The organism is Mesorhizobium sp. B2-6-4 (assembly GCF_006441495.1).
GTDB lineage: Bacteria > Pseudomonadota > Alphaproteobacteria > Rhizobiales > Rhizobiaceae > Mesorhizobium.
This window is the reverse complement of the sequence record NZ_VFUE01000011.1, coordinates 229,906-244,600: the sequence shown is the minus strand read 5'-3', so window position 1 is coordinate 244,600 and position 14,695 is coordinate 229,906. Positions and strand designations below refer to the sequence as shown.

The following is a 14,695-nucleotide window of genomic DNA, read 5'->3' as shown; positions in this document are numbered from 1 at the left end:
GAAACGAGGGGTAGCAGTCGACGTGATCGTGCCCAACTGGCTCACAGACGTGCCCCTGGTCCGAAAGGGCTCGCGGTGCTTCTGGGGCGACTTGCTCAAAGCTGGGGTCCGGATCTTCGAGTTCCAGCCAACGATGTATCATCCCAAACTCCTGATCGTCGACGACGTCTGGACGAGCTTTGGCTCTGCCAACCTGGACGAGCGCTCTTTGCGGCTGAACGACGAAGCCACGCTGAATGTCTACGGCCGGGATTTTGCCAAAACGCAGATCGACCTGTTCAACCAGGATCTTGCGCGATCAAGGCAGATCAGTTTGGGCGAATGGGAAGCGCGCCCCCTGACCGAAAAAATATCGGACTGGCTGGCCAGCAGACTACACTCGCAACTCTAGAGCCTCTTGGTGGGCGAGTCCCCGCAAACCGGCATCTGCGCCTGTCAAATGGCTAATATAGTGCGCCACACGCAAGAGTCGGGGCCGCAAAGAACACCGAACGGATCGCCTCGAAACGCGCCCTGCAATCTGAGCGCCCGATGCATGAGTGCCCACCTTGTTGTTCACGCAGCGCCTTAGTGATCGTGACCACCCCTCAATGCAGTGAGTCCCGAAATGCTCTCAACGAAGGTCTATTGCAGGTCCGCGTAGGGCGGCTGGAAGCCTAGGCGGTCAGAGGCTCTGGCATGTCTGATCAGGACGAATACTCCCGCGGCGTAAGGCAGCGCCAAAAGGCCCAGGGCGATGCAGAAGCCGGGTTCAGTCATTGCGGCGAGATCTGACAGAAGTTGCTTCATGTTGCCTATCCACGCCTTGATGAACCCGCATCCGATCCTAGACATGAGCAAGAGCCGCTCTTAAAGGGGGAGAAGCGGTCTCTTGACTAGGACCCAGCAGTACGGTTGATTTTCAAAACCGCACTGCATCGGGTGCCGTCCGAACCCGCAACCGGACAGCTTTGTTCCACAGAAATGTCCCAACGCAAATACGCGCAGGCTGTTAACACTGGTCGAACGGCCCAGGTCTGCTGCAGGTGACAGGCCGCAGAGCCATCTCGGGGCACCGGAGCGGCATCGCTCCAATGGTGTGAACGTCCGTTCCGGGCGGCGGGAACGCGGAAGATCCGCTCAGCAGACCCTATCGCCAGAAAAAATAAGGCCTGCCCGCGCCATTTGGGCGTCACCGTTTTGCAGCATCGCTGTCGGCCGCGGCGCGAGACAGGAACATCTGCGTCGTCTCGGCGAGGTGGCTCTTCAGCCAATCCGCCATCGCCTCCTCTTCGCGCAGATTCTGCTCACACACACGCGCCACCTCGGCCTCCCCTAGGGCCTTGGCCGCGGCGATGAGCATCGTGTAGGAGGCAATCTCCATATGCTCGAAAGTATAGCTGGCAAGCGAACCCTTCATCACCTCGTCGCCGGCGAACACGCCGCTGATCGACTGGGCCATGGCGGTGAGCTTGCCACCTGCGTCTTTCATCGCGGAAGATCCCTCTCCGATCCGGTCAAGGCAGGTTCTCAGCCGTGAGGCCTGCTGTCGCGTCTCGTCGAGGTGCTGACGGATGCGGTCGCCGAGCTCCGGATAGCTTTCAAGGCGTGACAGTTGCCCGGAGAGCATCGTCTCGGCCTGCTCTTCCATAGCGTGAGCGTCCCTCAGCCACTGTATCAACCAATCGCGCGATTGTGTCATGAAGGTCTCCCTTGGTTTGCTCGCCCAAACCCCGAGCGGAGAGGATTGTTCCGCCCGGGCGATGGCAGGCTCGACCAGAGGCGCTGCCGACGCGCGGATTGACCGCCGACGCGACGGTCACTTCTTGCTCTGGCCCGAGGCATCGGCCAATGCCGGGTTCACCAGCTTGCTGCGGACGTCCCGCGCCATTTGCAGATGCTCCAGTACGGCCGGCAGGATATCCGAGGCGAAATGCTGCACGTCCGGATCCTGGCCGGAGCCGATCTCCCATTCGAGGAGTTGCACAGTCTTCTGATGGTCGACGATCTGGCCGCTGATGTAAGCGAGATCGAATTCGACGCCTGTAAGCTTCTGCCGGCAGTGGCAGCGGCAAAGTGAGGCCACTGATCAAGGTGTGCCGTGTGGAATACCGAATGGATCCGACGAGACACTGTCGTCGCAGGTATAAAGGCTGCGACCCAGGGAGCCATTGTCGGAGGAGCAAGTGTTTGAAGGGATCGTCTTTGTGCGGCTTCTTTGTACCCGCCAACCCTGCTAACAGCACAACAAGCGTTCATCGACACGGTTTCGCCTATCGGTGGGATAGCGGCGACACCTCCCCTACTCCTCTGCCTCCATAATCTTGTCGAGAACAGCTTCGGGTGCCACGTCGCGCTTCAGTTCCTTCAATTCATCGTCCGCTTCCGTGCGAACATTCATGCGCCTGGCAATCTCCTCGACCATCTTGATGAGCTTGGTCGTCTCGTGTTCGTTGAGCAGGCTGACCTGAAGATCGAGGTCTGCTCTCGCATCGTCCTCAGCGGCCATCCGGTTCTGGTTGATGAGCACGAACGTGGACAAAAAGATCGCCTCCACGGAGGCAATCATCGCCAGGATAACCAAGGATGGGTCCCAAGGCTGAACCAAGCCGACCGGCCTGATGTTGAGGACGATCCAGCCCCCGAAGAAAACAAGATGGATATAGACGAACATCATGCTGCCTGCGAACTGGCTGATTGCCCCCGCGGCGCGTTGCTCCGCAGTGGCAGCGTCCGCATCGCGCTTCCGTCGTTGAACGATTGCTTCGATGTTGCGAGCCAAGGCAGGAGCGAGGCCGTCCGCGGGTGGTGTGGTTGGGGTGGCGCATCCCATGTCGTTGCCTGAGGTGTTCGGGCACATAGCTCTCTCCGTGTCTGCACCTGACCCACTTAACTGGTCGGTTGGCGTTTCGATCCATGCAGCCTCAGGAGCGCTGACGGACCTTCATCACGAATGGCTGACCCAATGAGACAGACCTGTCAGAGGTGTTTTGCAAGCGAGACGGTCACCGTCGCAAATCGGCCTGGCGACCTCCCGGTCGGAGGCCGCGATGGGACACGCGGAAGGAGTCGCCAGCGAAACGGGAGGTTCCGATGGTAGTGGACGGCTGATGCAGTTGTGCAATCCGAAACAATATGGAGCGCTTTCAGGACACTCTCCGACCAGACAAGGATCGCTTGCCGAGAGCGTCGCCAGATCGATGGATTTCAGCCCCGGGGGAGCGCTTTAAAGGGGGCGAAGTTCGAACCGTATAACTGCCTCTGCTATTGGTCGCTCCTCGTTGCGTATGATGAAGGCGAGTTCGCACTCATTGCCGTCATGGGGGAGTGTCTCTCTCGCTATTTCGGTCAAAGCCTTTACAGCTTCATCTGTAGCGGTCTCCGTATCGGGAAGTTCGCTCCCCTCGTTGTCTTCAGTAACGTTTTCGTTTTTAGTAAGATCAAAAAAGAAGCGTGCCATGTTCGTGTATCCGTTCGGGACCTTTCTGTGCCCGAACCTTGGCGATTTCAGAAGGTTCCAAGCTGGATTTTGTTGTGAGGCAGGATTTTTTTATCGCGTACGATCGCAATCGAGTTTCTGGTCCAAATCGTGCGTTGGCCTGACGTTCAATCCGCGGTGGCATGAGCGCCTCATTTCCTTGGACCATGTGTCGTTGGATCAGGCGCACTCAACCCAGGCACAGTCGCCGGCGGCAATCCAAGTCAGGCGGGCGGAACGGAACGATCCGGCTGACGTTTGTGCCAAGGATCGGCGCGACAGGAGGACTGCATGGCAGCCCCACGAGCAGTTTGGAAAGGGTTTCTGAAAGTCGGGTCCGTGTCGTGCGGAGTGAAGCTTGTGGGTGCAACCAGCGAGGCATCGAAAATCCACTTCAAGATTTTGAATCGGAAAGATGGATTACCCGTCAAGGCTGCCTATGTTGACGAAGAGACGGGCGATGTCGTCGTTAGCGAAAACCAAGTCAAAGGCTACGAGGCAGACGCGGGCGATTTCATCAAGGTCGAACCGGACGAGATCAAAAAGCTGAAGATGACGTCTGAGCACACGCTTGAGGTCGACGAGTTTGTCGCCATCAAGGATATCGATACGCGCTACCTGGAAAAGCCTTATTACCTGATCCCTGCCGACGGTGCTTCCACCGAGGCCTTCTCCGTGCTGCGCGAAGCGATGGCCAAGAAGGGCGTGGCGGCGCGGTCCTGCGTGGTGCTGTACCAACGCGGGCGCGAAGTCGTGATACAGCCATATGGCAAGGGAATGCTGCTTACCGAGTTGCGGACCCATGACGAGATGATCTCGGAAGAGACCGTATTCAAAGACCTGGAAAGCCATGAATATGACCGGGAACTGCTCGAAATCGCAGGCCTGCTGATCGACAAAAAAGTGACCAAGTTTGATCCGTCGAAATTTGAAGACACCTACGAGGATGCGCTCATCGCGTTGATCGACGCAAAACGCAAGGGCAAGCAGCCGCCCAAACCGGTGCCCCCGCCCAAGGAGAACGTTATCGATCTGGCGTCGGTTCTCCGCAAGAGTCTCGCCAAGGAGGGGATCAAGGACCGCCCCAAAGCCAAAGCCGGACGCAAATCGGCATAGTCGCGGATCTGGCTGTCTGCTTTCTTCGAATTATGACCGAAAACGATCCTGTGCCGGGATCAGAAAAGATCGATTGGCCGCTCGGGCTCGAGGCTTCCGCTCGAGTCAGGAGCAGAGTGTGAAGCTTTTTCAGGTGACGGCGATCCGGCAGCCGCGATGTTGTCCACCATCTCCAGCACAAGATGCGGCGCTGCATGATGAACCATGTGACCGGCACCTGCAACGATGCGTATCATCGAGCCCGGTAAGGCCCTGTGCAGGCGTTGCGAATGATAGCTGGTGTCGAGCAGGCTGTCGGCTTCGCCGGCCATGATACCTATCGGCGCGTTTGTCCTCCCTGCGGTCTTGGGAGCTGATGCGGCAACCGGGATCAGGAGACCAGACTCCGCCGCGGTCGTTCGCAGGTGAGACGGTGCAGTGACCAGACCTCGCAAGGCCTCGGAAAACTCTGGCGGGACAAGTTGCGGCCTGAACAGGCGGCGCATCAACACGGGCCAGATCAGCCTGACGACGGGGGGCAGGACGGTGTGGCAGATAATGGTTCCCACGATCGGCAGTGCCGGCAGGGCGGCAAGCAGGGCATCGAACCTGGGGGAAGGGAAATGGTAGCCGGAGAGGAGAACCGCGCCACCAATCTCGTCAGGATACCGGGCCGCCCACTGGAGGGCGACCGATGCCCCCCAGGAATGGCCAAGAACGATAGGATTGTCTGCCCCGATCCTCTGGGTGGCGCTCTGGAGCAGATCCGCTTGGGCCGCGGCGGTCCACAGGCGATCGCGCGGTCGTGTACTGCCGCCAAATCCTGGACGGTCGAAGACAATGACGCGATAACGCTTGGCTGCCTTGTCGACCAGACCGCTGGTTTGAAAATCCTCAGCGGCGGAACCGTTCCCGTGCAGGAGAACTAGGTCCCTGCCGCTTCCAGCCTCGACATATCGAAGGCGGACACCGTCGACCTCTATGGTCCTTCCTTTCGCGCGGAGGGAAAGCGCTTGCTTGGTCGCTGCTCGATTGTTCAACGCTAGCAAGGCCACCGCCGCAACCAGGCCGCCGACCCAGACGCGTGATGATCGTTTCAGTGAGAATTGAAACCGGAAAGACAAGCTGCCGTGCTCCTTGCGTAGGTTGAGGCGACTGGCGAATCGCCGCTGGGACGTCGCACCCCAAAGGCTCACCATTTTTCGCCACCCGAACCGAGACGCCACATGGTTGTTCCGGGCGCCTGATCGCCTGACCTTCGAACGAGGCTACGGGCTTACCTCGGCCCAGGGCTCCTCGAGATTGAGCCCGCGGAAGGTCAAATGACAGCCGGAGGAGGCGTTAGTCTTGCCAGCCGTTTCCACAGACTGGATAGCCACAAGAGCGCCGGTGACGAGTAACCCTTGGGCTCCAAACATGGCGACGTGCTCGCGTTCAACTCGCACGATCAACCCACGCAGGGGGTCTGTAAATCTAAGGGAGCTAAAAAAGTTTCGGCTAATGGAACATCGCGCGGTTCAGCGTGTTTGCTTTCGACGAAAATGGAGAAATCAGGCCGTGAACAGCGTCATTTATCTGATAGGCCTCGTTGTCGTCGTGCTGGCAATTCTCTCCTTCCTCGGTTTTCACTAGGAGCCATTATGCAACGCGAAGGCGATCCAGGACGTCCAGCATCCGATTTCGATACGGCAAAGAGCGAGCTCTCCGACCGGCTCCAGGAAGAAACCCAAAATGCCACCCGGTTGATTCACGACGCCAGTGATGAAGTCGTCAGCAAAGCTGGCGAGTACACGTCTGAAGCGCAGGAGGCGTTGTCAGGGAAGGCGCAGGAAACGCAGCGCGACATGAGCGCGAGCTTAGCCGCTTTTGGGGGCGCGTTGCGGGCGGCAAGTGAACATCTGGCCAACAGCGATCAAGCCACCGTTTCGAAGGTCGTGCTTACTGCCGCTGGCGGGCTGGAGCGCCTCTCGTCCTCTTTGCGGGACAAACCAGTCGAACAAGTCTTAGGCGAGGTCAGGTCCTTCGGGCGCGAAAACTCTGGAGTGCTTATCGCCGGGTCGGTTCTCGCCGGTTTGGCTCTGGGACGCTTCATCAAAAGCTCGCCACCCGCTCATTCGAGGGAAGCGGACGGTCGGCTGAAAAGCAGTGGCGCCCCAAAGACTGTAAGGCGCCCGAAGACCACAGGCAGCTCTCCACGGGACGACCTCACGTCATAACGAATGCAGCCACTTTCTTGGCCGAGCACGGAGCATGACCGATGAACAACGATCAGGACGGCCGCAGTCTCGCGAGCCTTGTGAGCGACCTTACACAGCAAGTGACGACCCTGCTACAGACCGAAACAAGGCTTCTGCGAGCCGAAATATCCGAAAACGTCAGCAAAGCCGGGCACGGCGCGGTCGAAGTCGTAGGCGGTGCCGTGTGCTTGCTGGCATCGCTGGTGGTACTGCTCCAAGCCCTCGTGATCGCTTTGGCGAAGGCAGGGCTTGGGGCAGGGTGGGCCTCTCTGCTCGTCGGTGTCGTCGTGGCGATCCTGGGGGTGATTCTCCTTCGCACGGGAATGGCCGGCATTGCGCCTTCCGGATTGGCTCCTGACCGCACACAAGAACAACTCAAGAGCGATGCGCGTGTGATCAAAGGACAAATGAGATGAGCGAGAAATCGGCAGCCGAACTCGAACGCGAAGCCGAGATTGCCCGCGCAGCGGTCGTTGATACCGCCGAATCCATCCGCAGCAAAATGACACCCGGTCAGTTGATCGACGAGTTCACCGGGTTGTTTGCTGGCGGCGCAGGGACCGCCGCCCTCAGCAGATTCCAGACCCAAGTCAGCGACAACCCTTTGGCCCTGATGCTGGTTGGAACCGGCCTGGCTTGGCTGATGCTTGGCAGCGGTGCTTCGGCGGGTGGCTCTCCTGCAACCCAGGCTGTCAACAATCAGGCCGACACGGATGGGGGGATGTTCGGGGTCAGCGATGTGACGGGGGCTGCGGAAGGGCTGAGTTCCGGACAAGAGATCCCCAATGGTGGACCATCGGCGGTCGCAGAGATGCTCTCGGATGCCGGCGGTACCGTTGGCGCGAATGCGAGCAATGCAAGCGAAGCGGCGGCAACTGCGGCTGGCGAGACCAACGATAAGGTTGTAAACACCGTGGGGCAGCTTGGCTCCAGTGCGGGTGATATGGTTGTGCAGGCGAGTCGAACCGCGCAGGAACTATTTGAGCGCGAACCACTGGCACTTGCCGTCCTCGGCCTGGCGGCGGGTACGGCTATAGGCGTGCTTCTGCCTCGCACAGCCATGGAAGACGAGCAACTCGGCGGCTATCGCGACAAACTACTTGGCAGCGCCAACAGTGCTTTAGAGGACAGCGTGGAGCAAGCGAAAGAGATCGCTGCCGAAGCTTACGAGACAGTCAAGAGCGAGGCGGACCGGCAGGGCTCGAGCGGCACCGCCGACACGTTAGCCGGTAAGGTCGGTGAGGTCGTCAAGGCCACCGCAAAAACTACCGAAAAGGCTGTTCGAGATCGACTTCCCGAATCGGATCAGTCCTCCACGGCCAAGCCCTAAAGCCATCTGCAGGGTGCCAGGGCAGCGGTCAAATTGAACTTAGAGACACCCGTCGTGAACAAAACCGCGCGCCGACGGTTTGATTGCATGGAAACTGAGACACTGGTCGGCTATCTCGCGGCACTATGTTCGATGGTGAGCTTTACGCCGCAAGCCTGGAAGATCATAAAGACGCGAGACACGGGCAGTATCTCCGCGCCTATGTATGCGATTACGGCAGCAGGGTTCGCCCTCTGGCTCATCTTCGGGTCCATGAAAGGCGAGTGGCCGATCATCATCACAAACGCCGCCTGTCTCGTTCTCTCGGCATTCATTCTTCTGATGACGCTCCTTCCTCGCGCGAAGAAGGACGCGGTCGCGGACGTGCTGGATCCCGCTGCCTCAAGGACTGAGCGATGATCTTCGTTTGGTTGCGTTCTGAGGTTTGCGAGGCGCTCAGCGGTGGCAGCCAGGAATGACGCGCTCATGTCGGGAGTTCTCTTGTGGTTTCAGACGATGAAATCCGTCCTGGCGAATCATACGACTGCCTGGTCGTCGGCGGCGGACCGGCCGGCCTGACCGCCGCGACCTACCTGGGGCGTTTTCGGCGCCGGATCGTCCTTGTGGATGCCGGCCAAAGCCGCGCAAAGTGGATACCGGTAACCCACAACTGTCCCGGGTTTCCTGACGGTATTGCCGGTGTTGAGCTGCTTGATCGTCTGCGGCAGCAGGCACTGCTGAGCGGAGTCGATCTCGTGGACGATACGATCCACGACATTAAGCGGGGTGGGACCGATTTCATCGCCACGGCATCGGTTCCCATTCGGGCTCGCGCGGTGCTCATGGCCACCGGTATTGTCGATACGCTTCCAGACACGCCCGACGCCGCCGATATGATCAAGGCCGGCACGTTGCGGCTGTGTCCGATCTGTGACGCCTACGAGGTCATCGACGGACGGGTTGCGGTGATGGGCCCGGCAGATCACGCAATGAAGAAGGCGTTGTTTATGCGAAGCTACACAAGGGACGTCACCATGCTGGTCGAGACGACAACTCGATTCGACCCCGCCGCCGACGCCTTGCTCAAAAAGGCTGGAATCAAGGTGCACGCGTGCCTCCCGGGCTCGATCCGCTCTGCCGGCCATCAGGCGACCGTCAGGCTCGTTGCCGGAAACACGCTGTCTTTCGATACCATCTATCCCGCATTGGGCTGCACGATGCGATCGAAGCTGGCCACCAACCTCGGCGCGGAATGTGACGAAATCGGCAATCTTGTCGTGGATTCGCGCCAGCGAACCGCAATTGCGGGCCTCTACGCCGCAGGCGATGTGGTTGACGAAATCAACCAGGTCGCGGTCGCCTTCGGACACGCGGCGATCGCCGCAACCGATATGCACAGCTATCTTGCGCAAAACGAGTGAACAGGTCCGCCCTCGTTCAGTCGTACAGGATGGCGTGGCGCAGCCCTCGCGGGGATATTCGTCGCTTCCCCGCATCCTGGTGCCCCATTGGCGCCGTAAGAGCCTCAATGCGGCATTGGCGAGACAGCACCAATTGTGTGCGCATTCAGGCACTGCCGTCGATGCCGCTTATTGCAACCGACGGGGTGCCGGCGTCTGCTGGGGAAAAACGGCGGAACAAACAAGGAGCCGCCTCGTTTGAACGGGGTGCCGCCCGGCGCGCTTTCAAGCAGGAGATGAGGATGGCAACCAAGAAAGCTTCGCAGACAAAGGGACTTGAGGATCTCTTCTACGACGGCTTGAAGGATATCTACTACGCTGAGCGCAAAATCCTTTCCGCCTTGAAGAAGATGGCGAAGGGAGCTGAATCCGAAAAGGTGATTGCTGTCTTTGAGAAGCATCGCGATGAGACGGAAGGCCAGATCGAGCGTCTGCAGCAGGTATTCGAGATCTTCGGCAAGCGGGCACAGGGAAAGACCTGCCCGGCAATCGACGGCATCATAAAAGAAGGGCAGGAGATCCTGGAGGACTTTCAACAGGCTCCAGCCCTGGATGCCGGGCTCGTGGCCGCCGCGCAAGCCGTCGAGCATTATGAGATCGCCCGTTATGGAACGCTGATCACCTGGGCCGGTTTGCTTGGGCTGAAAAACGCCGTTCCGCTGCTCGAACAGTCGCTCAAGGAGGAGAAGGCGACCGATGAAGCACTGACGCAACTCGGGGAGGCCGGTGTGAACGAGAGAGCGATGCAAAAGGCGGCCTAGCAAGCAGCAGCCGCGCCTATGTCCGCGGAACCAGCGTCGAGCAAAAGACAGCTCCTGTTCGAACGTCGCACCAAAGCTGTTGAGATCGATGAGATCGACCCAGGCGACGGCCGGGTGATCAACCATGATGGCGAGCAACTCGCTATCAGCGAGGCGGCAGACGGTTCGATTGCCGGCTGCATCGACGGTTGGAACCCGGTCGACCGGACATGGTACTGGTCCTGCCACAAATGGGCCTTCGACGAACAAGGCGTGCTTCCGGCAAACAGGCCGCCGGAGGCTCGAGCGCCGGTGCTGGCCGGGCTCTAGGGATGAAGATCCTTGTCACCGGCGCTACAGGTTTGATAGGCGCCTCACTATGCGCGCGCCTGGAGGCGGAGGGACACGAAGTACGGCGCGTGCTCCGCCGCTCCCGACCTGCCGGCTCTTCGAAAAGTTCGGACGTCATTTTGGACATGACGGAGGCGGTCCGACCGGAGGACTGGAGTTCCCCTCTTTCAGGCGTCGATGCCGTCGTCAACTGCGCCGGCGTTCTGCAGGACAACGCGCGGGAAAAGGTTCAGGAGGTCCATGCCATCGCCGCTTCCGCTCTCTTCAGGGCCTGCGAACGGGCCGGCATCAAGACGGTCATCCACTTCTCGGCGATCGGTGTCGACCGCGATCAGCCGTCCGCCTTCTCCGCCAGCAAGCTGGCCGGCGACAAGGCATTGATGGCGCTCGATGTCGGCTGGGTGATCCTGCGTCCCTCGGTGGTGCTGGGGCGCGGCGTCTTTGGCGCAAGCGCATTGTTGCGTGGGCTGGCCGCGCTGCCATTGTTGCTGGCCATGCCCAATACCGGCCGCCTGCAAGTCGTTCAGCTCGATGACATTGTCTCCACCGTTCTTTTCTTCCTCCAGCCCGCGAGTCCTACTCGCTTGACGCTGGAACTTGCGGGGCCGGAGGCACTCACCATGACAGAGCTCATCAGTCGTTACCGCCAGTGGTTCGGATGGAAAAAGGCAACCGTATTCACCGTGCCTGGCTGGGCGGCGAGAGGCCTCTATCGTCTGGGCGATCTGGCTGGATGGCTCGGCTGGCGACCGCCGATCCGCAGCAATGCGCAAAAAGAAATCACGCGAGGCGCTGTCGGTGATCCGCAGCCTTGGATCGCGACGACAGGCATTCACCCGGCAAGCCTCGCATCAGCATTGGCGGCAGATCCGGCAACGGTCCAGGAGCGATGGTTTGCCGGGCTCTATTTCATCAAGCCGGCGATCTTCGTTGTGCTGCCATTCTTCTGGATCATGACCGGCATCATCTCGCTCACGACAGGCTGGCGTAATGGCGTCGAACTGCTGATCGGCACTGCGGTGGCGCCCCACGCCGAGGCCGCGGTCGTGGCCGGTGCAATCGCCGACGCGGCTGTCGGCGCTCTGATCGCATTCCGGCCGACAAGCCGCCCGGGTCTTTGGGGTGCGATCGCGATCTCGCTGTCCTACGCCATCGCCGGCACCATCCTGCGCCCGGATCTCTGGAACGAGCCACTCGGCCCGCTGATGAAAATCCTGCCGATCCTCGCCTTGCACTTCGTTGCGCTGGCGATCTTGGACGAGCGCTGATGCTTTATTTCGTGGTCAAATATCTGCACGTCATCGGCGCAGCCGTGCTGCTTGGGACAGGGGCGGGGATTGCCTTCTTCATGCTTCTCGCTCACCGGACCGGCAATGCCGCAACAATCGCGGCAGTTGCCCACATCGTGGTTGTCGCTGATTTCCTCTTTACCGCGACTGCCGTCGTCGCGCAGCCGATCACCGGCGTGGCCCTCGCCTGGCAGGCTGGCTATTCATTGAGGGAAGGATGGATCGTGCTGTCGATTGTGCTCTATGTCGTGACCGGCCTGTTCTGGCTGCCGGTCGTTTGGATGCAGATGGAGATGCGCAATCTGGCGACGCGCGCCGCCACATCTGGCGACCCGCCGCCGGAGCGGTACAACAAGCTGTTTCGGTTGTGGTTTGTCTTCGGTTTTCCTGCCTTCGCCGCCGTGCTCGCCATCTTCTGGCTCATGATCACGCGTCCCCTCATCGTTTTGTTCGATTGACGGTGACAAGAGCTTCGCTGGCCACTGATGGGCAGCAGGTCCTTTGGCCAGGTGGTGAGTTCGGGAACCAACACGGCTTCTCACCCTGAACAGAAGGCGCCACGCCATAGGTGCTTTCCCCCGATTGGAGGGAGAAAGCGTTGCCATCAGCCTAAGCTGGAGGATGACACTAGCCGCGAGCGCCGTTACCGTCTGACCCCCTGGCGCGACTGGAGCCCCGGGTAGAACCGATCTGTTCGCTCTGTGCTCCGCTGTCCACGCGGGGGGAGCCAAGCATGGGTTCCTCACCCATCGGCTCGCCCGCGACCGTCGTGAACTCTCCGTTGCCGTCAATGGATTTGCCGCTCGACCAACGGCCCTCGGGCGGCGGCACGCCGTCGACGAAACAGTTGACGAAAGCATAGCTGACGTCGCGAAGTTCCTGTTCCTGGGGGAAGGAATTGGGAACCGGCAGTGAAGCCGCGAGCCCGCCCATGTCCTCGATGGCTGCTAACCATTGCTGCTGGTGCATCGTGTCGCGGGCGATCAGGAACGACAGCATCTCCTTCATGCCGGGATCGTCGGTCATATTGTAGAGGCGTGTGGCAAGCACTCTGCCACTGCTTTCCGCCGTGACATTAGCGATCATGTCGGCGGCGAGATTGCCGCTGGCGTAGACGTGTGAAGCATTGAAGGGCACGCCGTTTGAATTTTCCGGCAATGCCGCGAGTCCGGTGGAAAGGATGTGGCGGAAGTTCATGCCGTTCAACACGGAGCCGCCGATCGTATCGGCTGAAATGTCTTCTTGCAAAGACAGCGGCGCCCCTTCCAGATTCAACGCCACGGCCGTCGCGAGCATCTCGATGTGGGCGAGTTCCTCAGTGGCGGTGTTCAGCAGCAGGTCCCGGTACTTGCTTGGGCCGCGCGCCCCCCAGGCCTGGAAGAAGTACTGCAGCGCAACTCGTATCTCGCCTTCGACGCCCCCGATCGCCTGCTGCAAGGCGCGAGCGAAGATCGGGCTGGGCGTTTCCACGCGCACAGGGAATTGCAATTTCTTGTCGGTGTAAAACATCTCATATTATCTCCATTGACCTCGCCCAACCGACCGCAGAACCAGATGTTCCTTCTGTTCGACAGTATTTATCCTGACCATGTCGAGTTGCACGCGCGTGCGCGAAACGTGTGCAATCCGCTTCGGCAGGGCGCGGTTGTTTGGCGCAAGACCACCATGAAGCGACCCGCGGGGTGATCGCCTTCACGCCGCCCTCAAGGCCGCCCTGGTGCCCGGTTCGTCCCCCTCATGGCGTCAAGCAGCTTGGACAGGAACGCCGCTAGCGCTTGTTCAGGCTGAGCCGCCTCTTCACTCAACATTTCGATGCCCCATCGACCCAGCACCGCCTCCTGGACGACGCTCGGGCTTGGCATGAATACGAACGATCTGGGGCGGTCGGTCTCATAGCCGGACAGCCTCCAGGTCTGCCACAGGCGGTGCAAAAGCAGGCGGATGTTCATATCCGACATGCTGTAGCCGATGAAAAGGATCGTCCGCCCCAATGCATCCGCGCGGAATTTCACATCCAGGGGTGAATCGAAGGACAGCCGGTCGAAATAGTCGGTCTCGGCCAGAATGAGGGAGGAGTCGTCGTCGAAGTCGCCGTGGTATTTGACGATCTGGGTGATACCGTTGCTGGCTTTGGCGATGTCTTTTGCGTTTGCGACCTTCACGTAGTCGCGGCTATGGACCTCGAAGGCGACCTCAAGGTTGCGATCGTAGTTGGTCGTGTAGATGATCGGGAAGTCCAGTGCCACGATCAGGCGGTGGATCTCCGAACGTCTCACTTTCTCACGCGAGACACTCCAGTTCCGATCCATCCAGCTTCGCAGCGGTCCGATGGTGCCCCGCTTCAACCGGTAGAACTCCGCCAGGGTCTGGTAGCTGACGTCCGACGGCGCGATGATGCCATGATCGATGCCCAGGTCCTCGACCAGATGATCAATGAGCTTACGCCAGGAGGGCAGGCCGACACTCATTGACACGCCAGCCCCAACGAACAGGATCGCGCGCCGCTCCCTGACGGAACGCGCGAGCTCCTCGATGGGGGAAAGCATGGACAAACCTCTGACCGATAATCATCCCAACTACCGGGACGGTCCCCGGTTCCATTCTCGTGCAGGCGGTGACCCGCCGTGGGGTTTGCGACGCGCCGGGGAACAATCATCCGCATGGGGTTCGTAACGGGCGCAGCCGGAACAAAGCATTGTGCTCGCGGTTTAGCTCCGGCGCCGATCGCCAGCGGAGAAATGCATCAATGACAATCAA

19 protein-coding genes are annotated in these 14,695 nt (G+C 60.0%); 11 read left to right on the top strand and 8 right to left on the bottom strand.

What is annotated here, in order from left to right; genetic code table 11:
• The coding region (locus FJ426_RS17540; RefSeq protein WP_246675568.1) for a phospholipase D-like domain-containing protein at window positions 1-391 on the top strand (391 nt) is incomplete at its 5' end.
• 233 nt (window positions 392-624) lie between these two features.
• Here the strand turns inward: FJ426_RS17540 and FJ426_RS31400 are convergent.
• The 5 genes from FJ426_RS31400 to FJ426_RS17520 all read right to left on the bottom strand — a co-directional run bounded on the left by FJ426_RS31400 (window position 625) and on the right by FJ426_RS17520 (window position 3,439).
• Complete coding sequence (locus FJ426_RS31400) at window positions 625-789, bottom strand: hypothetical protein (RefSeq protein ID WP_181176965.1); 165 nt, start codon at window positions 787-789, stop codon at window positions 625-627.
• 382 nt (window positions 790-1,171) lie between these two features.
• Entirely contained in the window at window positions 1,172-1,681 is a 510-nt protein-coding gene (locus FJ426_RS17535; protein WP_140825474.1) for a DUF892 family protein, read from the bottom strand.
• Between the two features lie 117 nt (window positions 1,682-1,798).
• Complete coding sequence (locus FJ426_RS17530; RefSeq protein WP_140825473.1) at window positions 1,799-2,065, bottom strand: DUF4142 domain-containing protein; 267 nt, start codon at window positions 2,063-2,065, stop codon at window positions 1,799-1,801.
• A gap of 216 nt (window positions 2,066-2,281) precedes the next feature.
• A complete protein-coding gene (locus FJ426_RS17525; protein WP_140825472.1) occupies window positions 2,282-2,839 on the bottom strand; it encodes a DUF1003 domain-containing protein in 558 nt (185 codons plus the stop codon).
• A gap of 366 nt (window positions 2,840-3,205) precedes the next feature.
• The gene (locus FJ426_RS17520) at window positions 3,206-3,439 is read right to left on the bottom strand and encodes a hypothetical protein (RefSeq protein ID WP_140825471.1); all 234 of its coding nucleotides are present in this window, start codon (window positions 3,437-3,439) and stop codon (window positions 3,206-3,208) included.
• A 309-nt stretch (window positions 3,440-3,748) separates the two neighbouring features.
• Here FJ426_RS17520 and FJ426_RS17515 point away from each other — a divergent pair, with 309 nt between their 5' ends.
• On the top strand, window positions 3,749-4,573 hold the full coding sequence (locus tag FJ426_RS17515; protein ID WP_140825470.1) for a Ku protein: 825 nt from the start codon (window positions 3,749-3,751) through the stop codon (window positions 4,571-4,573).
• Between the two features lie 59 nt (window positions 4,574-4,632).
• Here the strand turns inward: FJ426_RS17515 and FJ426_RS17510 are convergent, their stop codons facing one another.
• Complete coding sequence (locus tag FJ426_RS17510) at window positions 4,633-5,676, bottom strand: alpha/beta hydrolase (RefSeq protein WP_181176964.1); 1,044 nt, start codon at window positions 5,674-5,676, stop codon at window positions 4,633-4,635.
• Between the two features lie 516 nt (window positions 5,677-6,192).
• Here FJ426_RS17510 and FJ426_RS17505 point away from each other — a divergent pair.
• From FJ426_RS17505 to FJ426_RS17465, 9 genes are all read left to right on the top strand, one after another.
• Window positions 6,193-6,768 (top strand): hypothetical protein, encoded by a 576-nt coding sequence (locus FJ426_RS17505; protein ID WP_181176963.1) that lies wholly within the window; start codon window positions 6,193-6,195, stop codon window positions 6,766-6,768.
• 41 nt (window positions 6,769-6,809) lie between these two features.
• Window positions 6,810-7,205: a phage holin family protein gene (locus FJ426_RS17500; protein ID WP_140562324.1), complete on the top strand. Its 396-nt coding sequence runs from the start codon at window positions 6,810-6,812 to the stop codon at window positions 7,203-7,205.
• The gene (locus tag FJ426_RS17495) at window positions 7,202-8,119 is read left to right on the top strand and encodes a hypothetical protein (RefSeq protein ID WP_140825468.1); all 918 of its coding nucleotides are present in this window, start codon (window positions 7,202-7,204) and stop codon (window positions 8,117-8,119) included. The genes FJ426_RS17500 and FJ426_RS17495 overlap by 4 nt, the downstream gene beginning before the upstream one ends.
• Before the next feature lie 54 nt (window positions 8,120-8,173).
• Window positions 8,174-8,518 (top strand): SemiSWEET transporter, encoded by a 345-nt coding sequence (locus FJ426_RS17490; RefSeq protein WP_224656178.1) that lies wholly within the window; start codon window positions 8,174-8,176, stop codon window positions 8,516-8,518.
• 83 nt (window positions 8,519-8,601) lie between these two features.
• A complete protein-coding gene (locus FJ426_RS17485) occupies window positions 8,602-9,519 on the top strand; it encodes an NAD(P)/FAD-dependent oxidoreductase (protein WP_246675567.1) in 918 nt (305 codons plus the stop codon).
• Between the two features lie 281 nt (window positions 9,520-9,800).
• The gene (locus tag FJ426_RS17480) at window positions 9,801-10,319 is read left to right on the top strand and encodes a ferritin-like domain-containing protein (RefSeq protein WP_140825467.1); all 519 of its coding nucleotides are present in this window, start codon (window positions 9,801-9,803) and stop codon (window positions 10,317-10,319) included.
• Window positions 10,320-10,337: 18 nt separating this feature from the next.
• The gene (locus FJ426_RS17475; RefSeq protein WP_140825466.1) at window positions 10,338-10,628 is read left to right on the top strand and encodes a hypothetical protein; all 291 of its coding nucleotides are present in this window, start codon (window positions 10,338-10,340) and stop codon (window positions 10,626-10,628) included.
• 2 nt (window positions 10,629-10,630) lie between these two features.
• Complete coding sequence (locus FJ426_RS17470) at window positions 10,631-11,917, top strand: SDR family oxidoreductase (RefSeq protein ID WP_140825465.1); 1,287 nt, start codon at window positions 10,631-10,633, stop codon at window positions 11,915-11,917.
• The gene (locus FJ426_RS17465; RefSeq protein WP_140501403.1) at window positions 11,917-12,396 is read left to right on the top strand and encodes a DUF2269 family protein; all 480 of its coding nucleotides are present in this window, start codon (window positions 11,917-11,919) and stop codon (window positions 12,394-12,396) included. The genes FJ426_RS17470 and FJ426_RS17465 overlap by 1 nt, the downstream gene beginning before the upstream one ends.
• 169 nt (window positions 12,397-12,565) lie before the next feature.
• Here the strand turns inward: FJ426_RS17465 and FJ426_RS17460 are convergent, their stop codons facing one another.
• Both FJ426_RS17460 and FJ426_RS17455 read right to left on the bottom strand, forming a co-directional pair.
• Window positions 12,566-13,447 carry a manganese catalase family protein gene (locus FJ426_RS17460; RefSeq protein ID WP_140525828.1) on the bottom strand — a complete coding sequence of 294 codons (882 nt, stop codon included), beginning with the start codon at window positions 13,445-13,447 and terminating at the stop codon, window positions 12,566-12,568.
• 194 nt (window positions 13,448-13,641) lie between these two features.
• Entirely contained in the window at window positions 13,642-14,484 is an 843-nt protein-coding gene (locus FJ426_RS17455; RefSeq protein WP_140825464.1) for an SIR2 family protein, read from the bottom strand.
• Window positions 14,485-14,695 lie beyond the last annotated feature (211 nt).

Excerpts from the sequence above, each read along its gene's own strand:
- FJ426_RS31400 (WP_181176965.1), bottom strand. The coding sequence starts at position 789 with ATGAAGCAACTTCTGTCAGATCTCGCCGCAATGACTGAACCCGGCTTC.
- FJ426_RS17535 (WP_140825474.1), bottom strand. The coding sequence starts at position 1,681 with ATGACACAATCGCGCGATTGGTTGATACAGTGGCTGAGGGACGCTCAC.
- FJ426_RS17525 (WP_140825472.1), bottom strand. The coding sequence starts at position 2,839 with ATGTGCCCGAACACCTCAGGCAACGACATGGGATGCGCCACCCCAACC.
- FJ426_RS17520 (WP_140825471.1), bottom strand. The coding sequence starts at position 3,439 with ATGGCACGCTTCTTTTTTGATCTTACTAAAAACGAAAACGTTACTGAA.
- FJ426_RS17515 (WP_140825470.1), top strand. The coding sequence starts at position 3,749 with ATGGCAGCCCCACGAGCAGTTTGGAAAGGGTTTCTGAAAGTCGGGTCC.
- FJ426_RS17505 (WP_181176963.1), top strand. The coding sequence starts at position 6,193 with ATGCAACGCGAAGGCGATCCAGGACGTCCAGCATCCGATTTCGATACG.
- FJ426_RS17500 (WP_140562324.1), top strand. The coding sequence starts at position 6,810 with ATGAACAACGATCAGGACGGCCGCAGTCTCGCGAGCCTTGTGAGCGAC.
- FJ426_RS17495 (WP_140825468.1), top strand. The coding sequence starts at position 7,202 with ATGAGCGAGAAATCGGCAGCCGAACTCGAACGCGAAGCCGAGATTGCC.
- FJ426_RS17480 (WP_140825467.1), top strand. The coding sequence starts at position 9,801 with ATGGCAACCAAGAAAGCTTCGCAGACAAAGGGACTTGAGGATCTCTTC.
- FJ426_RS17475 (WP_140825466.1), top strand. The coding sequence starts at position 10,338 with ATGTCCGCGGAACCAGCGTCGAGCAAAAGACAGCTCCTGTTCGAACGT.
- FJ426_RS17470 (WP_140825465.1), top strand. The coding sequence starts at position 10,631 with ATGAAGATCCTTGTCACCGGCGCTACAGGTTTGATAGGCGCCTCACTA.
- FJ426_RS17465 (WP_140501403.1), top strand. The coding sequence starts at position 11,917 with ATGCTTTATTTCGTGGTCAAATATCTGCACGTCATCGGCGCAGCCGTG.
- FJ426_RS17460 (WP_140525828.1), bottom strand. The coding sequence starts at position 13,447 with ATGTTTTACACCGACAAGAAATTGCAATTCCCTGTGCGCGTGGAAACG.
- FJ426_RS17455 (WP_140825464.1), bottom strand. The coding sequence starts at position 14,484 with ATGCTTTCCCCCATCGAGGAGCTCGCGCGTTCCGTCAGGGAGCGGCGC.